The organism is Streptomyces sp. NPDC000134 (assembly GCF_042899225.1).
Lineage (GTDB): Bacteria > Actinomycetota > Actinomycetes > Streptomycetales > Streptomycetaceae > Streptomyces.
In genome coordinates, this window is sequence record NZ_JBIAZN010000010.1 from 88,955 (window position 1) to 110,192 (window position 21,238).

A 21,238-nucleotide genomic window follows, 5' to 3' on the forward strand; every position below is an offset into this window, starting at 1 on the left:
CGACCCGTGAAAGGCGGCCCGCATGGTCTCTCGCGTACGCGTCTGGCTCAACCGCACGTACGCGGAGAACGTGTTCTTCATGGACCAGCTCCGGAGGAATCCGAGCGACCGGGCCGTCGAGATCCACGCCACCCACGGCGACCCCGACTCCCCCGTGCTGGCCGCCGCCGACACCGCCGAGCTGGAGCCGGAGGACCTGTCCCCGGCGGCGTACGTCGAGTACGCGCTGGACCAGTGCCGGCGCCGGGGCATCGACGTGTTCGTGCCCCGGTCGCACCAGGCGGCGATCGTGGCGCACCGCGCCGAGTTCGAGGCGGCCGGCACGGCGCTGCTCGGGCCCCCGCCGGAGGCGGTGGCCGTGTTCCGGGACAAGGTGATCGGCTACGAGGCGGCGCAGGCGGTCGGCGTGCCCGTACCGCCGTGGTGGCGGGTCCGGACCGCCGACGAACTGGTGGCCGCCGTTGAGGAGTTGGAGGGGGCCGGGCACCGGGCGTGCTTCAAGCCGGCGTCCGGTGCGGGCGGGGTCGGGTTCCGGGAGGTCACCCGGTCGCCGTTCTCGCTGGCGCACCTGACCGGGTTCCCCTCGCCGCAGGTGCCGCTGGACCTGGCGGTGGCGGCGGTGCGGGCGGCCCAGGAGCCGGTCGACTGGCTGGTGATGCCGCGTCTGGCGGAGCCGGAGGTGTCGGTGGACTGCCTCACCGGTACCGACAACCGGGTGCGGCTGGCGGTGGGCCGGACCAAGAACGGCCGCCGCCGGGGCTTCACCCTGGACGAGCGGTGGCTCGGGCCGGCCCGGCGCCTGGCGGAGGGCTTCGGGCTGCACCACCTGTCCAACATCCAGTTCCGGATGCACGGGGACCGGCCGGTACTGATGGACGTCAACACCCGTCCGGCGGGCGGGCTGCACCAACTGTCGCTGTGCGGGATCAACGCCCCGTGGGCGGCGGTGAGGCTGGCGCTGGGGGACGACCCGGGGGAGATCGTGCCGCCGTTCCTGGGCCCGGACTACGCGGTGGTCTCCGGACCGCGCCCGCTGCGGCCGGCCTCCCCGGTCCGCCCGTGGACGGACCCGGCACCGCCCGCGCCGGCGGCCGTACCGGCCCCGTCCCGCCCGGCCGGGCAGTTCCTGGCCCCGGCCGTCACCGACCCGGCGGCCCCGCAGGCGCTGCCCGGGTAGGGCCCCGCCAGGAGCAGCCGGCGGCCGTGCCGGTGGCGGACCGGGATCGACGCTCCGGCCACCGCGCGGCCGGCCGGCACGCCCGGAAGCGGTGGACGGTCCGCACGGGCAGGCTGTCGGCGCCGCCGGTCACCAGCACCGGCTGGTGGGAACCGGGGAGCTTCGCGCTCTCCTCCAGGAGTCCGCCGAGCAACTGCGGGGTCGTCTAGGCCGGATACCCCCAGGCGCGGGCCAGTTCGCGCAGGCGGGGTGGGAGGTCGGTGCCGGGGGCGGGTGGGCGGGCGGTGCGGATGCGGCCGGACTTGAGGGTGCCGGACCAGTCGCCGAGCTGGGGGCGGAACGTGCCGTGGTCCTTGCCGCCGTAGTCCAGCATCCCGGCCTCCCAGGGCACGCCCAGGTAGTCGCAGACGCCCCGGGTGACGGGCTCGGGCGCGGTGGTGAGGTCCTCGTAGGTGACCACGTGGGCGTCGGGGTCGTGCCGGGCCTCCTCCAGTTTCTCCGCGTAGCCGAGGACCTCGGCGCGGATGGCCGCCGGGTCGGGGTCGGTGCGGCGGGCGGTGAGGGAGGCGACGACCGCGCCCGGGTGGCGGAGCAGCACGATCCGCCGGGAGCGCGGCCAGCATCGGCGCAGCCGGGGCCATATCAGGGTGTTCGGCGGTGTCTTGTCGACTATGAGGTCCTTGCCGCTGCGGGTGAGTTCCAGGTGCAGCACCCTGTCCCACAGGATGTGCTCCAGTTCCTCCCGGTCGAGCCGCAGGGCGCGCATGGCGTCCGCGGTGAAGGGCCGGGCGAAGTGGACGTGCAGGGTGCGCAGGTGCATCTCGTGCGGGGCGCGGATGCGGCTGTGGCTGTTGAGCAGCACCCGCAGCAGCGTGGAGCCGGAGCGCACGGAGGACAGCACGAACACCGGGGACTCCACCAGGCGGGGCGCGGGCGGGGCGGCGTACCCCTCGGCGGCCGGCCGGGGGCCGGGCAGTGCGTCCAGGTCGCGGCGGGGCGGGCTGACGGCCTGGGCCAGCAGCCTTCCCCGGCGCTTGAGTCCCTTGCCGATCGCGGACATGCGCGCGTCTCGCACCGTGCCACCTCTCTCTCGCCGTGCGGTGGCCGCATCCCAGGCGCGGCGGGCGAACGGGAGGTGTCCGGCAGATGGCGCGCGGACGTCACCGCGTCCCGCGTCCCGGCGGTGAACAGCGGCTTTGCCCGTTCCTTAATTCTTCATGGGAATGAAATGTTCAGGGGACGGGGCCGGGCGGGGACTACCGGAGGTAGGCCAGGCCCGGGTGGGCCGCGGTGTAGCCGTCGAGGAGCCGGCGGGCCACGGTGACCGAGTCGACGAGGGGGTGCAGGGCGAACGCGGCGACGGCCCTCTCCCGGGAGCCGGTGTCGGCCGCCGCGAGGACCTCGCGTTCGACGGCCTTGACCGCGCAGACCAGGCCGGCGGCGTGTCCGGGCAGCGGGTCCGCGGCGGCCGGGTGGGCGCCGTCGGCGTCGACCAGGCAGGGCACCTCGATCACGGCGTCGGCGTCGAGGACGGAGAGGGTGTGGCGGTTGCGGACGTTGAGGATCAGGGTGGTGCGCTCATTGCGGGCGATGGCCCGCATCAGGGCGAGGGCGACCTTCTCGTAGCCGCCGGAGAGGTCGTCGTCGTCGCGTTCGCCCGCGCCCGCCGCCTCCCGGTTCTCGGACATGTAGGTGGCCTCGCGTTCGTGGCGGGTGCGTTCCCACAGGGCGAGGGCGGAGGTGTCCGGGTCGCCCGCCGCCGTGTAGAAGCCGGCCTGCTGGTCGCGGAGGAAGGCGCCGCGGGTGCGCTCGGCCCGCTGGTAGGCGTGTACGGTCTCGCGGTTGAAGTAGTAGTAGTGCAGGTACTCGTTGGGGATCGCGCCGAGGGCGCGGAGCCAGTCGGGGCCGAAGAGGCGGCCCTCCTCGAACGAGCCGAGCAGTTGCGGGTCGGCGAGCAGGCGCGGAAGGTGGTCGCGGCCGTCGACGCGCAGGCCGCGGACCCAGCCGAGGTGGTTGAGGCCGACGTAGTCGACCCAGGCCCGGTCGGGGCGGACGCCGAGGACGCGGGCGATCCGGCGGCCGAGGCCGACGGGCGTGTCGCAGATGCCGATGACGCGGTCGCCGAGGTGGCGGGACATGGCCTCGGTGACCAGTCCGGCGGGGTTGGTGAAGTTGATGACCCAGGCGTCGGGGGCGAGCCGGGCGACACGGCGGGCGATGTCGGTGGCGACGGGCACGGTCCGCAGGCCGTAGGCGATGCCGCCGGCACCGACCGTCTCCTGGCCGAGGACGCCCTCGGCGAGCGCGACCCGTTCGTCCTCGGCGCGTCCGGCGAGGCCGCCGACGCGGATCGCGGAGAACACGAAGTCGGCGCCGGTGAGCGCCTCGTCCAGGTCGGTCGTGGCGGTCACCCGGGGCGCGTCGGGCACCCCGGCGGCCTGTTCGGCCAGAACGCGGGTGACCGCGGTGAGCCGGGCCGGGTCGAGGTCGTGCAGCACGACGTCGGTGACCCGGCCCTCGGCGCGGTCCCCGAGCAGGGCCCCGTACACCAGCGGCACCCGGAATCCGCCGCCGCCCAGAATCGTCAGCCTCACGCCCGCACCTTTCCACCCTCGACCGGCCCACCACACGTACGTACGTACGTCCGTCCGCGCCGGTGGGCCGCCTTCTCCGTCACTGCCCGGTCCACCGCACATCCGTCCGTCCGCGCCGATGGGCCGCCTTCTCCGTCACTGCCCGGTCCACCGCACGCCCGTCCGTCCGCCCTGGTGGGCCGCCTTCTCCTCGCCGTCCGGTCCACCGCACGTCCGTCCGTGCCGGCGGGCCGCCCTCTCCGCCCCGCGCGTCCGGCCGCCGGTGGCGCCGGCGCCGTCCTCTTCGCCGCCGATGATGACACGCCGGGGCGCCCGCGTGCGGACGGACCTGCGGGAATCGATCCGGTACGACCCCTCCCGCCGCCCGCGCCCGGCGGCCTACCCTTCCCCCGACCGGACCGCCGACCCGGAAGACCCCGCATGACCGCCCGTTCCGCGCCCGACCGCCTGCTGGCGGTGCTCGCCGCCTTCGATCACGAGCATCCCGCGCTGTGCCTGACCGACATCAGCCGCCGGGCCGGTCTGAGCCTGACCACCGCGCACCGGCTGGTCGGCGCGCTCACCGCGTGGGGCGCGCTGGAGCGGGACGCGGCGGGCGTCTACCACGTGGGGCTGCGGCTGTGGGAACTCGCCGCGCTCGCCCCGCGCGGACTGGCGCTGCGGCAGGTCGCCCTGCCGTACCTGGAGGACCTGTACGAGGCGACACACGAGAACGTGCAGTTGGCGGTGCGGGACGGCAGCGAGGTGGTGTACGTCGAGTGGCTGTCGGGACGGTCGGCGGTCGGCGTGCACATCCGGGTCGGGGCCCGCTGGCCGCTGCACGCCACCGGGGTCGGCCTCGCGCTGCTCGCGCACTGCGGGCCCGAGCTGCGGGAGGCGTACTGCGCGGGTCCGCTCGCCGCGTTCACGCCGTACACGCTCACCGATCCGATGCACCTGCGCCGGGTGCTGGCCGAGGTGCGGCGCACCGGTACGGCGGTGAGCGACCGGCAGGTCACGGACGACGCGCTGTCGGTGGCGGCACCGGTGCGCGCGGCGGACGGCACGGTGGCGGCGGCGGTCTCGGTCGTCGTCCCGCACGACGCCGCCCGGGTGCCGGTCCTGGGACCGGCGGTACGCCTGGCGGCCCGCGGCATCTCCCGCGCCCTGGGCTGGCAGCCGGACGGGCCCGGAGGGCCGGGGTCAGGCGGGGGTACGGGGCTCCTCACGGGTACGGGACTCCGCAGGAGTAGGTGACCCCGCAGGGATACGTGACCCCGCAGGGATACGTGACCCCGCAGGAGTACGTGACCCCGGGCACCCGGGAGCAGCCCCGCCGCCCGCGCCCCAGCCGGTACGCCACTGGAACGCCCCCTCCTCCAGCGCCTCCCCGGCGCCCCCGCTGCCACATTTCTCACAGCCCCGGCCCGGCGCGAACCCGGCCACACAGCCCGGACCCAGATATATGGTGCAGACTGCACGCACCCCGACCAATCCCCGGAAAGGCCCGCGCCGTGAGCACCCCCCGCATATCCGACCAGCAGGACTCCGCACGGGGGCGGTGGTCCCGGCGGGGAGTCCTGGGCGCCCTGGGCGCCGTGCCCGCCGCCGTGGCCCTGGCCGGTCTGGGCGGCGGCACGGCACGGGCCGCCGAGGGCACGGCGGACCCGGCCGCCAAGACCCTGGTGGCGTCCGTCACACCCGGGGACGGCGGCACCTACGGCGTCGGGATGCCGGTGTCGGTCACCTTCTCGCACGCGGTGACCCGCAAGGCGGCGGTCGAGCGGGCGATCACGGTGACCGCCGACCCGGAGGTGGAGGTCACCGGCCACTGGTTCGGCGACACCCGGCTCGACTTCCGCCCGAAGAAGTACTGGGCCCCCGGCACGACGGTCGCCGTCTCCCTGGACCTCGCCGGTGTGCGCGCCGGCGAGGGCCTCTACGGCGCCCGCTCCCACAGCCTCGCCTTCCGGATCGGCCGGTCGCAGATCAGCACCGTCGACCTGGCGGCCGGGCGGATGACCGTCGTCCGGGACGGCCGGAAGTCCGCCGCCTACCCGGTCACCGGCGGCGACGCCGACCACACCACCTGGTCCGGGATCATGGTGATCAGCGAGCGGCTGAAGGAGACCCGCATGGAGTCCTCCACGGTCGGCCTGGGCCACGAGTACGACATCCCGGACGTGCCGCACGCCCAGCGCCTGACCACCTCCGGCACCTTCCTGCACGGCAACTACTGGACCGCCGCCTCGGTGTTCGGGCACGACAACACCACGCACGGCTGCGTCGGCCTGCGCGACGCGCAGGGCGGCGAGGACCAGACGACGGCCGGGTACGCGTTCTACGACGGTTCGCTGCTCGGTGACGTGGTGATCGTGAAGAACTCGGGCGAGAGGACCGTCGACCCTGCCAACGGCCTCAACGGCTGGAACCTGTCCTGGAAGAAGTGGCAGGCCGGCAGCGCGCTGTGACGCCCGGGGGGCGCGGCGGCTTCACCGCGTGAACTCCCGTACGACGGGCGGCTTTTCTCGGTTTCACCTCTTGACGGAGCGGGGCCCGGAGAGCACATTGGCCGCACTCTGAGAGCGCTCTCAGAGTGTGGTCACCTCCCCTTCGTACCGAGAGGCACCCCCACATGAGAGAACCCTCCGGCACTTCCCCGAGACGGCGTCCGCTGCGCCGGGCGCTGGCCGCCGCCGTCGGCGCGCTCGGCCTCGCGCTGGCCGCCGGCACGGTCGCCGCCCCCACCGCGACCGCCTCCGCCCCCACTCCCCCGAGCGGGTGGACACGCGTCTTCCTCGACGACTTCGACGGCTCGGCCGGCTCCGGAGTCAACACCGCCAACTGGCAGTACGCGACCGGGACCTCGTACCCCGGCGGCGCCGCCAACTGGGGCACCGGCGAGGTCGAGACGATGACGTCCAGCACGAACAACGTCGCCCTGGACGGCAACGGCAACCTGCGCATCACCCCGCGGCGCGACGCGTCCGGCAACTGGACCTCGGGCCGGATCGAGACCAACCGCACCGACTTCCAGCCCCCGGCCGGCGGCAAGCTCGGCGTCGAGGCCCGCATCCAGATGCCCGACGTGACCGGCGCCGCCGCCAAGGGCTACTGGCCCGCGTTCTGGATGCTCGGGGCGCCGTTCCGGGGCAACTACTGGAACTGGCCGGGCGTGGGCGAGCTGGACATCATGGAGAACGTCCAGGGACTGAACACCGTGTGGGCCACCATGCACTGCGGCACCAACCCGGGCGGCCCGTGCAACGAGACGACCGGCATCGGCGGTTCGACCGCCTGTCCGGGCTCCACCTGCCAGTCCGGGTTCCACACCTACCGCATGGAGTGGGACCGCTCCACCAGCCCCGAGCAGATCCGCTTCTACGTCGACGGCGTCAACTACCACACCGTGCGCGCCGACCAGATGGACGCCGCCACCTGGTCCAACGCGACCGACCACGGGTTCTTCATCATCCTCAACGTGGCGATGGGCGGCGGCTTCCCCGGTGCTTTCGGCGGCGGCCCGGACAGCGGTACCGTGCCCGGCCACCCGATGGTCGTCGACTACGTGCAGGTCGCGACGGCCGGCGGCGGCGGCAACCAGCCCGGCAACCGCGACGCCTACGGCACCATCCAGGCCGAGTCCTACGACGCCCAGTCCGGCGTGATGACCGAGGCCACCACCGACTCCGGCGGCGGCCGGAACCTGGGCGCCCTGGCCAACGGCGACTGGGTGCAGTACAAGGGCGTCGACTTCGGGTCCGGCGCGGCCCGGCAGTTCAGCGCCCGGGTGGCGAGCGGCGCGGCGAGCGGCGTCAGCGGGCTGGTGGAGGTGCGGCTGGACAGCCGTGGCAACCTACCCGTCGGGAGCTTCGCGGTGGGCAACACCGGGGGCTGGCAGTCGTGGCGGACGATCCCGGCGAACATCTCCGGGGTGACCGGCACCCACGATGTGTATCTGACGTTCACCAGCGGCCAGCCGGCCGACTTCGTCAACGTCAACTGGTTCACCTTCGGGCGCTGATCTCCGTACGGAGGAGGGGGCCGCGCGGGTCGCGCGGCCCCCTTCGCCGTACTCAGCTCAGTTCCGCGCGGAACGCCGCCGGGGTCTGGTCGGTGTGCTGGTGGAAGAACTTGGAGAAGTTCGCCGCGTCGGGGAAGCCGACCGCCGCGCCGACCCGGCCGATCGGCAGGTCGGTGTGCGCGAGCAGCCGTTTGGCCTCCAGGACCACGCGCTTGTCGATGAACGCCTTGGGGGTCTCGCCGGTCGCGGCGCGCACCGCGCGGACCAGGGTGCGGCGGGAGTAACCGAGCGCGTCGGCGTAGGCGCTGACGCTGTGGTTGGTGGCGAAGCCGCGCTCCACGGCGTCCCGGAAGAGGGTGAACGTGGTGTCGCCCGGCCCGGCCGCCCGCCGGGCCGCCTCCGCCGAACTCGCCGCGAGGTGCGCGAGGCGGAGCAGGAACGCGGTCAGCGAGTGCCGCAGCACCGCGGTGTGCAGGCTCGGCGGGAGGGTGGTGGCGTCCTCGTACTCGCGGCGCAACTGCTCCAGGGACGCGGTCAGACCGCCGAGCCGCGCCGGGTCGGGGCGGAGCAGCGGGGGCAGGTCGTAGCGGTAGAGGCCGGTGGCCTCCACGGTGGCGCGGGGCAGGAAGCCGGGCTGCATGGTCAGCGCCGTTCCGCGGTACTCGTGCTCGGGTGAGAAGCGGTGGACCTGCCCCGGGCGGACCCACAGCAGGTCGCCCGCGGCCGCCTCGTACTCGGCGAAGTCGATCATGTGACGGACCGGACCGTCCGTCAGGAGCATGACGACGTGGAAGTCGATGCGGTGCACCCGGTGCAGCGGGGCACTGGAGTGCCAGGTGCGTCCGGTGCCCATGGGGCCGACCTGCATGCCGACGCCGAGGACGCTCAGCTCGACCGGGAAGGGGAACGTTCTGATCCCGTCACCGTCGGCGCCGTCTTGGTGCTGTTCGTCCGCCATGTCCTTCTCGTACCGTCCCGTTCGGGTGCGCCGCACCCGAGGTGTGTCCCAGTTTCACCACAGGCTGGCACACGATGACCTTCATTCTCAAAAGTCAGACTTTTAAGTTCGAACACGTCAGAGCAGCCACTACGCTCCTATCGAGGATTTCTTGAAGATGAGCACGCATACCGCGGACCGCTTCGAATGGACCGAACTCGACCGGCGTGCCGTCGACACCGCCCGTGTTCTCGCGGCCGATGCCGTCCAGAAGGTCGGCAACGGCCACCCGGGCACGGCCATGGCGCTGGCACCGGCCGCGTACACGATCTTTCAGAAGGTGATGCGTCACGACCCGGCGGACCCGGAGTGGACCGGCCGTGACCGCTTCGTCCTCTCCCCGGGACACACCTCGCTCACCCTCTACACGCAGCTCTACCTCGCCGGGTACGAGCTGGAGCTGGACGACCTCAAGGCGTTCCGCACCCACGGTTCCAAGACCCCCGGCCACCCCGAGTACGGGCACACCGCGGGCGTCGAGACGACCACCGGGCCGCTCGGCCAGGGCGTGGCCAACGCGGTGGGCATGGCGATGGCCGCCCGCTACGAGCGCGGCCTGTTCGACCCGGAGGCCCCCGAGGGCGAGTCGCCGTTCGACCACACCATCTGGGCGATCGTCTCCGACGGCGACCTCCAGGAGGGCGTCTCCGCCGAGGCGTCCTCGCTCGCCGGGCACCAGAAGCTGGGCAACCTGGTCTTCCTCTACGACGACAACCACATCTCCATCGAGGGCGACACCGCCACCGCCTTCTCCGAGGACGTGCTCAAGCGGTACGAGGCGTACGGCTGGCACGTGCAGCGCGTCGAGCCCGCCGAGAACGGCGACGTCGACGTGCACGCCCTGTACGCGGCGCTGACGGCGGCCAGGGCCGAGACCTCGCGCCCCTCGATCATCGCGATGCGCACGATCATCGCCTGGCCCGCCCCGAACGCGCAGAACACCGAGGCGGCCCACGGCTCCGCGCTCGGCGCGGACGAGGTGGCCGCCACCAAGCGGGTCCTCGGCTTCGACCCGGAGAAGTCCTTCGAGGTCGCCGACGAGGTCCTCGCCCACACCCGCACGGCCCTGGACCGGGGTGCCGAGGCGCACGCCGACTGGGACAAGCGCCTGGACAAGTGGCGCGGGGCCCGGCCCGAGCGCGCCGAGCTGTTCGACCGCGTGGTGGCCGGCCGGCTCCCCGAGGGCTGGGAGGACGCCCTGCCGGTGTTCGAGCCGGGCAAGGCGGTCGCCACCCGGGCCGCGTCCGGCAAGGTGCTCCAGGCGCTCGGCCCGGTGCTGCCCGAGCTGTGGGGCGGCTCGGCCGACCTGGCCGGGTCGAACAACACGACGATCGACAAGACCTCGTCGTTCCTGCCCGCGGGCAACCCGCTGCCCGAGGCCGACCCGTACGGCCGTACCGTGCACTTCGGCATCCGCGAGTTCTCGATGGCCGCCGAGATGAACGGCGTCGCGCTGCACGGCAACACCCGGATCTACGGCGGCACCTTCCTGGTCTTCTCCGACTACATGCGCAACGCCGTGCGCATGTCGGCGCTGATGCAGTTGCCGGTGACGTACGTGTGGACGCACGACTCCATCGGCCTGGGCGAGGACGGCCCGACCCACCAGCCGGTCGAGCACCTGGCCGCGCTGCGCGCCATCCCCGGTCTGAACGTGGTCCGTCCGGCCGACGCCAACGAGACCGCGATCGCCTGGGCCGAGATCCTGCGCCGGCACTCCACCGACCCCGCCCCGCACGGCCTGGCCCTCTCCCGGCAGGGGCTGCCCACGTACGCGCCGAACCCGGACGCGGCCAAGGGCGGCTACGTCCTGGAGGACGCCGCCGGCGGCACCCCGGAGGTGATCCTGATCGCCACCGGCTCCGAGGTCCGGCTCGCCGTCGCCGCGCGGGAGCTGCTGGAGGCCGAGGGCACCGCCGCCCGGGTGGTGTCGATGCCGTCCGTGGAGTGGTTCGAGCAGCAGCCTCGCGAGTACCGCGACAGCGTGCTGCCGCCGTCCGTCAGGGCCCGGGTGGCCGTCGAGGCCGGCATCGGCCTGACCTGGTACCGCTTCGTCGGCGACGCGGGACGCATCGTCTCACTGGAGCACTTCGGTGCCTCCGCCGACGCCAGGACCCTCTTCGCCGAGTACGGCTTCACCGCCGAGAACGTCGCCGCCGCGGCCCGGGAATCCGTCGCCGCCGCCCGCGGTTGATCGCAACGCCAGAAAGAAGATGATGATCACTGTGAACCGAACCACCGCGACCGCGGAGCCGCTCCGGCACCTGGCCGGCGAGGGCGTCTCCGTCTGGCTGGACGACCTGTCCCGCGGCCGGATCGAGTCGGGCAACCTGGCCGAGCTGATCGAGACCAAGCACGTCGTCGGCGTCACCACCAACCCCTCCATCTTCCAGGCCGCCATCGGCTCCGGAGCGGGTTACGAGGAGCAGCTCGCCGACCTGGCCGTGCGCGGGGTCACCGTCGACGAGGCGGTGCGCATGATGACCACCGCCGACGTCCGAGCCGCCGCCGATGTGCTCGCGCCGGTGTTCGAGGCCACCGGCGGCCGGGACGGCCGGGTCTCCATCGAGGTCGACCCGCGTCTCGCCCACGACACGGCGGCCACGATCGCCGAGGCCAGGCAGTTGGCCTGGCTGGTCGACCGCCCCAACGTGATGATCAAGATCCCGGCGACCAGGGCCGGTCTCCCGGCGATCACCGAGGTGATCGGCGCCGGCATCAGCGTCAACGTCACCCTGATCTTCTCCCTGGAGCGCTACCGCGAGGTGATGGACGCCTACCTCGCCGGTCTGGAGAAGGCACGGGCCGCCGGACACGACCTGTCGGCCGTGCACTCGGTCGCCTCCTTCTTCGTCTCCCGCGTCGACAGCGAGATCGACAAGCGGCTGACGCTGCTGGGCACCGACGAGGCCCTCGCCCTCAAGGGCCGGGCGGCCCTGGCCAACGCGAGGCTGGCCTACGAGGCGTACGAGGAGGTCTTCGCGGGCAGCAGGTTCACCGCCCTGGCGGGCACCGGCGCCAACCGGCAGCGCCCCCTGTGGGCGTCCACCGGGGTGAAGGATTCGGCATACCGGGACACCCTGTACGTGGAGGAGCTGGTCGCTCCCGGCACCGTGAACACGATGCCGGAGGCCACCCTGGACGCCACCGCCGATCACGGTGACGTCCAGGGCGACACGGTCACCGGCGGCTACGCCCAGGCGCGGGCCGACCTGGCGGCCGTGGAGAAGCTGGGCATCTCCTACGACGAGGTGGTGGAGCAGTTGGAGCGCGAGGGCGTCGCCAAGTTCGAGGCGGCCTGGCAGGACCTGCTGGACGCGGTGACGAAGTCCCTGATGAGCAAGGGAGTTGACGGGGAATGAGCGAGGAGCTTCCCGACCCGAACGCGGGCGAGAACAAGGCGACGAAGGAGGCCAAGGAGATCCGGGACGCCCAGGAGGCCGCGGGCGTCGTGGACGCCGGAGCCCCTCGGGCCGAGGCCGCCGAGCCCGCCGAGGCCGCCGATGAGGCCGAGGAGGCCGGCGCGCCCCGGGCCGGGGCGGAGAGCGGGTCCGGGGACCGGCCGCAGGCGCCGGCCGCGGCGTCCGACTGGAGCAATCCGCTGCGCGACGCGCAGGACCGCCGGCTCCCCAGGATCGCGGGCCCGTCCGGACTGGTCATCTTCGGCGTCACCGGCGACCTGTCCCGCAAGAAGCTGATGCCGGCCGTGTACGACCTGGCCAACCGGGGCCTGCTGCCGCCGGGCTTCTCCCTGGTGGGCTTCGCCCGCCGGGACTGGGAGAACCAGGACTTCGCCGAGGTCGTCCACCAGGCCGTCAAGGAGCACGCGCGCACCGAGTTCCGCGAGGAGGTCTGGCAGCAGCTCTCCGAGGGCATGCGCTTCATCCCCGGCGACTTCGACGACGACAACGCCTTCGAGCAGTTGCGCAAGGCCGTGGAGGAACTCGACGCCTCCCGGGGCACCAGCGGCAACTACGCGTTCTACCTCTCGGTGCCGCCGAAGTTCTTCCCCAAGGTGGTCCAGCAGCTCAAGAAGCACGGCCTCGCGGACGCCCCCGAAGGTTCCTGGCGCCGCGCCGTCATCGAAAAGCCGTTCGGGCACGACCTGGCGAGCGCCCAGGAGCTGAACGCGCTGGTGCACGACGTGTTCGAGCCGGACCAGGTGTTCCGCATCGACCACTACCTGGGCAAGGAGACGGTCCAGAACATCCTGGCGCTGCGCTTCGCCAACCAGATGTACGAGCCGATCTGGAACCGGTCCTACGTCGACCACGTGCAGATCACCATGGCCGAGGACATCGGCATCGGCGGCCGGGCCGGCTACTACGACGGCATCGGCGCCGCCCGCGACGTCATCCAGAACCACCTGCTGCAGTTGCTCGCGCTCACCGCGATGGAGGAGCCCGCCGCCTTCGACGCGGAGTCGCTGCTCACCGAGAAGCTGAAGGTGTTCCGCGCGGTCAAGCTGCCGGACGACCTGGGCCGGCACACCGTGCGCGGACAGTACGCGGCGGGCTGGCAGGGCGGCGAGCGGGTGCGCGGCTACCTGGAGGAGGAGGGCATCGACCCGGCCTCCAGCACCGACACCTACGCGGCGATCAAGGTCGGCATCGACAACCGCCGCTGGGCGGGCGTCCCGTTCTACCTGCGCACCGGCAAGCGGCTGGGCCGCCGGGTCACCGAGATCGCGGTCGTCTTCCAGCGCGCCCCGCACTCCCCCTTCGACACCACCGCCACCGAGGAGCTGGGCGCGAACGCCATCGTCATCCGCGTCCAGCCGGACGAGGGCATGACGGTCCGGTTCGGCTCCAAGGTGCCCGGCACCTCGATGGAGATCCGGGACGTGTCGATGGACTTCGCGTACGGCGAGTCCTTCACCGAGTCCAGCCCGGAGGCGTACGAGCGCCTCATCCTGGACGTCCTGCTGGGGGACGCCAACCTGTTCCCCCGCCACCAGGAGGTGGAACAGTCCTGGAGGATTCTCGACCCGGTCGAGGAGTACTGGGCCACGCACGGCAGGCCCGCGCAGTACCCCTCGGGAAGCTGGGGCCCCGAGGAAGCCGACGAGATGCTCGCACGAGACGGACGGAGCTGGCGCAGGCCATGAGGATCGACCTGACCGACACCACGGCAAGCAAGGTCAACAAGGCACTGGTCCAGGGCCGCCGGGCCATCGGCACGCCGGCCGTGGGCATGGTCCTGACGATGGTCATCGTCACGGACGAGGAGAACGCCTACGACTCGATCAAGGCGGCCGAGGAAGCCTCCCACGAGCACCCCTCGCGCACCCTGGTCGTCATCAAGCGGCACGCCCGCAACCCGCGCGAGCGCCACAACTCCCACCTCGACGCCGAGGTCCGGGTCGGCTCCGAGGCCGGCACCGGCGAGACGGTGGTGCTGCGCATGTACGGCGAGGTGGCCGAGCACGCCGACTCGGTGGTGCTGCCGCTGCTGCTGCCCGACGCCCCGGTCGTCGTGTGGTGGCCGGTGGACGCCCCCGACAACCCCGCCAAGGACCCCCTCGGCGCGCTCGCCCAGCGCCGGATCACCGACCTGTACGCGGTCGAGAACCCGATGGAGACCCTGCGCGAGCGGGAGCGCAGCTACGCGCCCGGCGACACCGACCTGGCGTGGACCCGGCTGACGCTGTGGCGCTCCATGCTGGCCGCCGCCCTGGACCAGGCCCGCGCGGAGGTGACGTCGGCGGTCGTGGAGGCCGAGGCCGACAACCCGGCCGCCGAGCTGCTGGCCCGCTGGCTGGAGGCCCGGCTCGGCGTCGGCGTCGACCGGGTGGTCAGCGACGGCCCGGTCGTCACCGCGGTGCGGCTCGGCACGGCCGGCGGCGAGATCGTCATCGACCGGCCCGAGGGCCCGCTGGCGACGCTGTCGCTGCCCGGCCAGCCCTCGCGCAGCCTGGCCCTGAAGGTGCGTTCCACCGCCGAACTCATCGCCGAGGAGCTGCGGCGCCTCGACGCGGACGAGATGTACGCCATCGCCCTGCGGGGCGAGGCCACCGAGGAGACCCCCGTTCATGTCTGACACCCCCGAGCTCACCCGCCGTCCCGAGTGGACGGCCCTGGAGGACCACCGCGCCGAGGCGCTGCTCCGCCCGGACCTGCGTGAGCTGTTCGCCGCCGACCCCTCCCGCGCCGAGCGGTACGTGGTGCGCGTCGGCGACCTGCGGATCGACTACTCCAAGAACCTGGTCACCGACGAGACCCTCGCCCTGCTCCAGGAGCTGGCGAAGGCCACCGACGTGTCCGGCCTCAGGGACGCCATGTTCCGCGGTGAGCGGATCAATGTCACCGAGGACCGGGCGGTGCTGCACACCGCGCTGCGCGCCCCGGCCGACGCGGTGGTCGAGGTCGACGGCGAGAACGTGGTGCCGAAGGTGCACGCCGTGCTCGGCAAGATGGCCGGGTTCGCCGACCGGGTCCGCTCGGGCGAGTGGAAGGGCCACACCGGCAAGCGCATCCGCACCGTCGTCAACATCGGCATCGGCGGCTCCGACCTCGGCCCCGCGATGGCCTACGAGGCGCTGCGCGCCTTCACCGACCGGGACCTCACCGTCCGCTTCGTCTCCAACGTGGACGGCGCCGACCTGCACGAGGCGGTCCGCGACCTGGACCCGGCCGAGACGCTGTTCATCATCGCGTCGAAGACGTTCACCACCATCGAGACCATCACCAACGCGACCTCGGCCCGGTCCTGGCTGCTGGCCGGCCTCGACGGGGACGAGAAGGCGGTCGCCGAGCACTTCGTCGCCCTGTCGACCAACGCGGAGAAGGTCGCCGCGTTCGGCATCGACGTCGAGAACATGTTCGAGTTCTGGGACTGGGTCGGCGGCCGGTACTCCTACGACTCGGCGATCGGCCTCTCCCTGATGATCGCCATCGGCCCGGACCGGTTCCGGGAGATGCTCGACGGCTTCCGCGTCGTCGACGAGCACTTCCGCACCGCGCCCGCCGAGTCCAACGCCCCGCTGCTGCTCGGCCTGCTCGGCGTCTGGTACGGCAACTTCCTGGGCGCCCAGTCGCACGCGGTACTGCCGTACTCGCACTACCTGTCGAAGTTCACCGCCTACCTCCAGCAGCTCGACATGGAGTCCAACGGCAAGTCGGTGCAGCGCGACGGCAAGCCCGTCAAGTGGCAGACCGGGCCGGTGGTGTGGGGCACGCCCGGGACCAACGGGCAGCACGCCTACTACCAGTTGATCCACCAGGGCACCAAGCTGATCCCGGCGGACTTCATCGGCTTCGCCCGGCCCGTCGCCGAGCTGAGCGAGGAGCTGAAGGCCCAGCACGACCTGCTGATGGCCAACTTCTTCGCCCAGACCCAGGCCCTGGCCTTCGGCAAGACCCCCGACGAGGTCCGCGCCGAGGGCGTGCCCGAGGAACTGGTGCCGCACAAGACGTTCAAGGGCGGCCACCCCACCACCACGATCCTGGCCACCGAGCTGACCCCCTCGGTCCTCGGCCAGTTGATCGCGCTCTACGAGCACAAGGTGTTCGTGCAGGGCGCGATCTGGAACATCGACTCCTTCGACCAGTGGGGCGTCGAACTCGGCAAGGTCCTCGCCAAGCGCGTCGAACCCGCCCTCACCGAGGGCGCCGAGGTACCCGGCCTCGACCCGTCCACGGCCGCGCTGGTGGCCGCCTACCGCGAACTGAAGGAAGTGCACTGACATGCAGATCGGTCTCATCGGTCTCGGCAAGATGGGCGGCAACATGCGCGAACGCCTGCGCAACGCCGGCCACACCGTCATCGGCTACGACACCAACCCCGAGCTGTCCGACGTCAGCAGCCTGGTCGACCTGGTCGACCAGCTCCAGGCGCCGCGGGCGGTGTGGGTGATGGTGCCGGCCGGCGGTCCCACCCAGGCCGTCGTCGACCAGCTCGCCACCCTGCTCAAGCCCCGGGACATCGTCATCGACGGCGGCAACTCCCGCTGGACCGACGACGAGAAGCACGCCGAGGAACTCGGCAAGCGCGGCATCGGCTTCGTCGACGCCGGTGTCTCCGGCGGGGTGTGGGGCCTGAAGAACGGCTACGCCCTCATGGTCGGCGGCGACAAGGAGCACGTCGACCGCCTCCAGCCGGTCTTCGACGCCCTCAAGCCCGACGGCCCCTACGGCTTCGTGCACGCCGGCAAGGTCGGCGCCGGGCACTTCGCCAAGATGGTCCACAACGGCATCGAGTACGCCATGATGCAGGCGTACGCCGAGGGCTGGGAGCTGCTGGAGAAGGTCGACTCCGTGGACAACGTCCGCGAGGTCTTCCGCTCCTGGCAGGAGGGCACCGTCATCCGCTCCTGGCTGCTCGACCTCGCGGTCAACGCCTTGGACGAGGACCACCACCTGGAGAAGCTGCGCGGCTACGCGGAGGACTCCGGCGAGGGCCGGTGGACGGTGGAGGCGGCCATCGACAACGCGGTGCCGCTGCCCGCGATCACCGCCTCCCTCTTCGCCCGGTTCGCCTCCCGCCAGGAGGACTCCCCGCAGATGAAGATGATCGCCGCGCTGCGCAACCAGTTCGGCGGCCACGCCGTCGAGTCGGCGAAGAAGTAACCCGTGGGAGATCTGCTGCTGGTCCGGCACGGCGAGACGGAGTGGAGCCGCTCCGGCCGGCACACCAGCCACACGGACCTGCCCCTGACCGCGCACGGTGAGGAGCAGGCCAAGTCGCTGGCCCCGCTGCTGTCGGGCCGGCCGTTCGCGCGGGTGCTCACCAGCCCGCTCGGCCGCGCCCGGCGCACCGCCGACCTGGCGGGCCTGGTCGGGGCCGTGGCCGACGCCGACCTGCACGAGTGGGACTACGGCGGCTACGAGGGCGTCACCACCGTCGACATCCACCGCACCCGGCCCGGCTGGGACCTGTGGACCGACGGCGCCCCGCCCGGGGACGAGACGGACGGCGAGTCGCCCGAGCAGGTCGGCCGCCGCGCCGACCGGGTCCTGGCCCGGGTGGCGCCCGCCCTCGCCGGGGGCGACGTGGTCCTGGTGGCGCACGCCCACTTCCTGCGGGTGCTCACCGCCCGGCGGCTGGGCCTGCCGCCCGCCGAGGGCAGGCTGTTCCAGTTGGCGACCGGGACGCTGAGCCGGCTCTCCACCGAACACGACCGGCCCGTGATCGCGGAGTGGAACACCCGGCCCTGACGCCCGCCGGCCGGGAGCTGGTTGACAGCTCCCGGCCGGCCCGTCAGAGTCCCCGTCGATGGAGATCGACGATCTGACGCCGGCCGAGGCCCGCGTGTGGCGGGCCTTCCCCCGGGGCGGGTTCACGGACTTCCGGACCGCGCCCGACGAGGACCCCGCCGACGGCCCGGCCTGGGGACCGGAACGGACCGTGCGGGCCTCCGTCCTGCGGGCGCTGCTCCTCGACGGACCCCGGGAGAACGGCGAGATACCCTCCCTCGACCTCGCGGGCGCCCGGATCACCGGCGCCCTCCTCCTGCAGTACGCGGCCGTCGAGGTCCCGGTGCGGCTGAAGAACTGCCACTTCGAGGAGGTCCCCCGGCTCTACGCGAGCCGGACCCAGGAGGTGAACCTCAGCGAGTCCGTGCTGCCCGGACTGCTCGCCCACGCGGTCCGGGTGGACGGCGTGCTGCGGCTGACCCGGGCCCGGTTCGCGGGGACGGTACGGCTGGGCGGGGCGGCGGTCACCGGGAGCGTGTACCTGGAGAGCGCCCGGTTCGTCGCGCCGCAGGACGCCACCGACCCGGTGCTCCAGCTCAACCAGGCCGTCGTCGGAGCCGACCTGTGGGCCCCGGGACTGCGCGTCCGGGGCCCGGCCCGGCTGACCGGCGCGACCGTGGCCGGCCGGGTCAACCTGATCGACGCCGTGCTGGAGACGCCCGGCGGGACCGCGCTGGACGCCCAGTACCTGAGCGTCGGCTCGGGGATCGCGGCCCGCTGCCTGCGGGCCCGGGGGCGGGTGGACCTGCGCGGCGTCCGGGTCCCCGGCACCCTCGACCTGCTGCACGCCGACCTCGCCGAGCCCGGCGGCACGGCGCTGCGCGCCAGCAGCGCCGTCATCGGCGAACTGTGGCTGCGCGGCGGCCCCCGACCGGACGGCGCCCTCATCCTGCGCCGCTCCCAGATAGACCTCCTCACCCTGGACCCCGGCATGGTCCCCGACCAGGTCCACCTGAGCGACCTCAGCTACACGACGCTCGCCCCGCACGAGCCCGCCGAGCGCCGGCTGCCCATGCTGGAACGCGACGGCGACGGCTATGTCCCGTACGCCTACGAGCAGTTGACGGCCGCGTACCGGCGGACCGGCGACGACGACGCGGCCCGGCTGGTGCAGCTCGCCAAGCAGCGCCGGCACCGCCGCACCCTGCCCTGGTACGGCCGCCTGTGGGGCCATGTCCAGGACCTCACCGTCGGCTACGGCTTCCGTCCGCTGCGCGCCGGGGTGTGGCTGCTGTCGCTGCTGGCGATCGGCTCGGTCGCGTTCGGCCTGGAGCACCCGGCGGCGCTGAAGCCGTCCGAGGCCCCGCCGTTCAACCCGGTGTTCTACACCCTGGACCTGCTGCTGCCGATCATCTCCTTCGGGCAGGAGACGGCGTTCGCGCCGCGCGACGGGTACCAGTGGCTGGCCTATGTGCTGACCGTCACCGGCTGGATTCTGGCCACCACCGTCGTCGCGGGCGTCACCCGGACCGTCAGCCGCCAGTGAACCCCCGGGCGGCGTGCTGCGCGGCCAGCCGCACGGGCGCGTTGGGGGCGCCGTAGCCGCGGTAGCCGCCGTCGCGCTGGAGGAGTTCGACGAAGACCCGGCCGACGGTGTGCGTGTAGCAGTGCCGGAAGACCCCGTGCGCGTCGCGGTCGTAGAGGATGCCGAGTTCCCGGTACGTGTCCAGCTCGCCGTCGGCGAACTCGTGGCGGGCCGCGAGGTCGTCGTAGTAGTTCGCGGGGATCGGCAGCAGGGTGCCGCCGGCCGCCCGGAAGCGGCGGGCCGCGGCGACCACGTCGCCGGTGGCGAGCGCGAGGTGCTGGGCGTGCACGGTGTCGTCGGTGGGCGCCGGGCCGACGGACAGCACGATGCGTACGCCGCCGTCGCCGCCGGTGACCGCGCGGCTGCGCTGGAGCCCGTAGGGGTCGGCGACGTCCACGCTCGGCCGGGGGCTGAGCCCGAGGACACCGCTGTGGAACAGGGCCGCCTCGTCGAAGTGGTGCCAGGGCTGGGTCAGCGCCACGTGGTCGACGCGGCACTCGTCCGCGGGGGCGGGCGCGGTGTCCGTGAAGTCGGCCCGCCAGTCGGGGCCGTCCGCGCCGGGCGCGGCGCAGAAGAACAGTTCCGTGCCGTCGGGCGCGGCGACCGCCTCCAGCGGCGCGTCCCCCGGGGCGCGGCGGCGCGGCAGGACGGGGGCGAGCAGCGCCTCGGCACGGCGGGCCGCGCCCGCGGGGTCGGGCGAGGCCAGGCCGATCGCGGCGAGCCGGGTGCCCTCGCGGCGCTCGGCGGGCCCGGTGTTGACCAGGACGCGGGCGTCGCCGCGCTGCCACAGGTCGACGGGCTTGCCGCGGTGCCGGGCGGTGCGGGCGAAGCCGAGCGCGCCGAGCAGGGCGGTGACCGACTGGGGGTCGGGGGTGACCAGTTCGGCGAAGGCGACGCCGGTGGGGACGACGGCCGGGGGGAGGTCCGCCGTGCCGACCTGCTCCTGGAGCATGCGCAGGGAGCGCTGGGCGTCGACGGCGGTGGCACCGGCGTCGGACTGCCGGAAGACGTCGTTGAAGACCTCCAGGGAGAGCGGACCGGCGTAACCGGTGCGCAGGACCTGGCGGACCAGTCCGGCGACGTCGAAGCCGCCCTGGCCGGGGAAGCAGCGGTGGTGGCGGCTCCACTGCAGGACGTCCATGGCGAGCCGGGGGGCGTCGGCGAGCTGGAGGAAGAAGACCTTCTCGCCGGGGAGGTCGGCGATGCCCTTGGGGTCGCTGTCCCGGGAGAGGATGTGGAAGCTGTCCAGGCAGACGCCGAGCGCGGGGTGGTCCGCGGCCTCGACGACGCGCCAGGCGTGGTCCCAGGTGCTGATGTGCCGGCCCCAGGCGAGCGCCTCGTAGGCGACGCGGACGCCGGAGTCCTGGGCGAGCGAGGCGAGGCGGGCGAGCTGCTCGGCGGCGAGCGCGTCGTCGTCGAGGGCGTCCGGGGAGACGCTGGAGCAGACCAGGACGGTGTCGGCGCCGAGCCGGCGCGTCAGCTCGAACTTGTGCCGGGCGCGGCGCAGGCTCCGCGCGAACCCCTCCTCGGGGAGCGCCTCGACGTCCCGCATCGGCTGGTAGAGGTCGATGGTCAGGCCGAGGTCGGCGCAGCGGGCGCGGATCTCCTCGGGGGTGAGCGGGCTGGCGAGCAGGTCGTTCTCGAAGATCTCCACGCCGTCGAAGCCGGCCCGGGACGCGGCGGTGAGCTTCTCGGTGAGCGATCCGCTCAGACAGACGGTCGCGATGGACGTACGCACGGCGGTGCCT

The 21,238-nt window shown here is 73.2% G+C and carries 16 protein-coding genes; 12 read left to right on the forward strand and 4 right to left on the reverse strand.

Annotation, left to right across the window (positions count from 1 at the left end; translation table 11 throughout):
• Nucleotides 1-22: 22 nt before the first annotated feature.
• Entirely contained in the window at nucleotides 23-1,177 is a 1,155-nt protein-coding gene (locus tag ACFY32_RS16865; RefSeq protein WP_359201597.1) for an ATP-grasp domain-containing protein, read from the forward strand.
• 205 nt (nucleotides 1,178-1,382) lie between these two features.
• Here ACFY32_RS16865 and ACFY32_RS16870 read toward each other — a convergent pair whose 3' ends face one another.
• On the reverse strand, nucleotides 1,383-2,252 hold the full coding sequence (locus tag ACFY32_RS16870) for a sulfotransferase family protein (RefSeq protein ID WP_390674562.1): 870 nt from the start codon (nucleotides 2,250-2,252) through the stop codon (nucleotides 1,383-1,385).
• A gap of 181 nt (nucleotides 2,253-2,433) precedes the next feature.
• The gene (locus tag ACFY32_RS16875) at nucleotides 2,434-3,771 is read right to left on the reverse strand and encodes a 6-phospho-beta-glucosidase (protein WP_359201601.1); all 1,338 of its coding nucleotides are present in this window, start codon (nucleotides 3,769-3,771) and stop codon (nucleotides 2,434-2,436) included.
• Between the two features lie 420 nt (nucleotides 3,772-4,191).
• On the opposite strand from ACFY32_RS16875, the gene ACFY32_RS16880 reads away from it, so the two are divergent.
• The 3 genes from ACFY32_RS16880 to ACFY32_RS16890 all read left to right on the forward strand — a co-directional run bounded on the left by ACFY32_RS16880 (nucleotide 4,192) and on the right by ACFY32_RS16890 (nucleotide 7,774).
• Nucleotides 4,192-5,007 carry an IclR family transcriptional regulator gene (locus tag ACFY32_RS16880; protein ID WP_359201603.1) on the forward strand — a complete coding sequence of 272 codons (816 nt, stop codon included), beginning with the start codon at nucleotides 4,192-4,194 and terminating at the stop codon, nucleotides 5,005-5,007.
• Nucleotides 5,008-5,264: 257 nt separating this feature from the next.
• On the forward strand, nucleotides 5,265-6,221 hold the full coding sequence (locus ACFY32_RS16885; RefSeq protein ID WP_359201605.1) for an Ig-like domain-containing protein: 957 nt from the start codon (nucleotides 5,265-5,267) through the stop codon (nucleotides 6,219-6,221).
• Nucleotides 6,222-6,385: 164 nt separating this feature from the next.
• Nucleotides 6,386-7,774, forward strand: coding sequence for a glycoside hydrolase family 16 protein (locus ACFY32_RS16890; protein WP_390674563.1), 1,389 nt, complete (start codon nucleotides 6,386-6,388; stop codon nucleotides 7,772-7,774).
• A gap of 52 nt (nucleotides 7,775-7,826) precedes the next feature.
• Here the strand turns inward: ACFY32_RS16890 and ACFY32_RS16895 are convergent, their stop codons facing one another.
• Nucleotides 7,827-8,732, reverse strand: coding sequence for an AraC family transcriptional regulator (locus tag ACFY32_RS16895; RefSeq protein ID WP_390674564.1), 906 nt, complete (start codon nucleotides 8,730-8,732; stop codon nucleotides 7,827-7,829).
• A 157-nt stretch (nucleotides 8,733-8,889) separates the two neighbouring features.
• Here ACFY32_RS16895 and tkt point away from each other — a divergent pair, with 157 nt between their 5' ends.
• The 8 genes from tkt to ACFY32_RS16935 are packed head-to-tail and all read left to right on the forward strand — an operon-like array spanning nucleotide 8,890 to nucleotide 19,451.
• Nucleotides 8,890-10,965, forward strand: a complete 2,076-nt coding sequence (gene tkt / locus ACFY32_RS16900; protein ID WP_390674565.1) for a transketolase — start codon at nucleotides 8,890-8,892, stop codon at nucleotides 10,963-10,965.
• A 22-nt stretch (nucleotides 10,966-10,987) separates the two neighbouring features.
• Nucleotides 10,988-12,133 (forward strand): transaldolase, encoded by a 1,146-nt coding sequence (tal, locus tag ACFY32_RS16905; RefSeq protein ID WP_390674566.1) that lies wholly within the window; start codon nucleotides 10,988-10,990, stop codon nucleotides 12,131-12,133.
• Entirely contained in the window at nucleotides 12,130-13,878 is a 1,749-nt protein-coding gene (gene zwf / locus ACFY32_RS16910) for a glucose-6-phosphate dehydrogenase (RefSeq protein WP_390674567.1), read from the forward strand. The genes tal and zwf overlap by 4 nt, the downstream gene beginning before the upstream one ends.
• Nucleotides 13,875-14,810: a glucose-6-phosphate dehydrogenase assembly protein OpcA gene (gene opcA / locus ACFY32_RS16915; RefSeq protein ID WP_359201617.1), complete on the forward strand. Its 936-nt coding sequence runs from the start codon at nucleotides 13,875-13,877 to the stop codon at nucleotides 14,808-14,810. Before zwf ends, opcA begins: the two co-directional genes overlap by 4 nt.
• Nucleotides 14,803-16,455: a glucose-6-phosphate isomerase gene (gene pgi / locus ACFY32_RS16920; RefSeq protein WP_390674568.1), complete on the forward strand. Its 1,653-nt coding sequence runs from the start codon at nucleotides 14,803-14,805 to the stop codon at nucleotides 16,453-16,455. The genes opcA and pgi overlap by 8 nt, the downstream gene beginning before the upstream one ends.
• A gap of 1 nt (nucleotide 16,456) precedes the next feature.
• Nucleotides 16,457-17,338, forward strand: a complete 882-nt coding sequence (gene gnd, locus ACFY32_RS16925; RefSeq protein ID WP_359204187.1) for a phosphogluconate dehydrogenase (NAD(+)-dependent, decarboxylating) — start codon at nucleotides 16,457-16,459, stop codon at nucleotides 17,336-17,338.
• A gap of 3 nt (nucleotides 17,339-17,341) precedes the next feature.
• Nucleotides 17,342-17,926: a histidine phosphatase family protein gene (locus ACFY32_RS16930; RefSeq protein WP_359204190.1), complete on the forward strand. Its 585-nt coding sequence runs from the start codon at nucleotides 17,342-17,344 to the stop codon at nucleotides 17,924-17,926.
• 58 nt (nucleotides 17,927-17,984) lie between these two features.
• On the forward strand, nucleotides 17,985-19,451 hold the full coding sequence (locus tag ACFY32_RS16935; protein WP_390674569.1) for a membrane-associated oxidoreductase: 1,467 nt from the start codon (nucleotides 17,985-17,987) through the stop codon (nucleotides 19,449-19,451).
• Here ACFY32_RS16935 and ACFY32_RS16940 read toward each other — a convergent pair.
• Nucleotides 19,438-21,228, reverse strand: a complete 1,791-nt coding sequence (locus ACFY32_RS16940) for a TIM barrel protein (RefSeq protein ID WP_390674570.1) — start codon at nucleotides 21,226-21,228, stop codon at nucleotides 19,438-19,440. The genes ACFY32_RS16935 and ACFY32_RS16940 overlap by 14 nt on opposite strands.
• Nucleotides 21,229-21,238 lie beyond the last annotated feature (10 nt).

Bases quoted from the DNA above. Each gene is read 5' to 3' on its own strand.
- ACFY32_RS16865 (WP_359201597.1), top strand. From the start codon at position 23: ATGGTCTCTCGCGTACGCGTCTGGCTCAACCGCACGTACGCGGAGAAC.
- ACFY32_RS16880 (WP_359201603.1), top strand. From the start codon at position 4,192: ATGACCGCCCGTTCCGCGCCCGACCGCCTGCTGGCGGTGCTCGCCGCC.
- ACFY32_RS16890 (WP_390674563.1), top strand. From the start codon at position 6,386: ATGAGAGAACCCTCCGGCACTTCCCCGAGACGGCGTCCGCTGCGCCGG.
- ACFY32_RS16895 (WP_390674564.1), bottom strand. From the start codon at position 8,732: ATGGCGGACGAACAGCACCAAGACGGCGCCGACGGTGACGGGATCAGA.
- tkt (WP_390674565.1), top strand. From the start codon at position 8,890: ATGAGCACGCATACCGCGGACCGCTTCGAATGGACCGAACTCGACCGG.
- tal (WP_390674566.1), top strand. From the start codon at position 10,988: ATGATCACTGTGAACCGAACCACCGCGACCGCGGAGCCGCTCCGGCAC.
- zwf (WP_390674567.1), top strand. From the start codon at position 12,130: ATGAGCGAGGAGCTTCCCGACCCGAACGCGGGCGAGAACAAGGCGACG.
- opcA (WP_359201617.1), top strand. From the start codon at position 13,875: ATGAGGATCGACCTGACCGACACCACGGCAAGCAAGGTCAACAAGGCA.
- pgi (WP_390674568.1), top strand. From the start codon at position 14,803: ATGTCTGACACCCCCGAGCTCACCCGCCGTCCCGAGTGGACGGCCCTG.
- gnd (WP_359204187.1), top strand. From the start codon at position 16,457: ATGCAGATCGGTCTCATCGGTCTCGGCAAGATGGGCGGCAACATGCGC.
- ACFY32_RS16935 (WP_390674569.1), top strand. From the start codon at position 17,985: ATGGAGATCGACGATCTGACGCCGGCCGAGGCCCGCGTGTGGCGGGCC.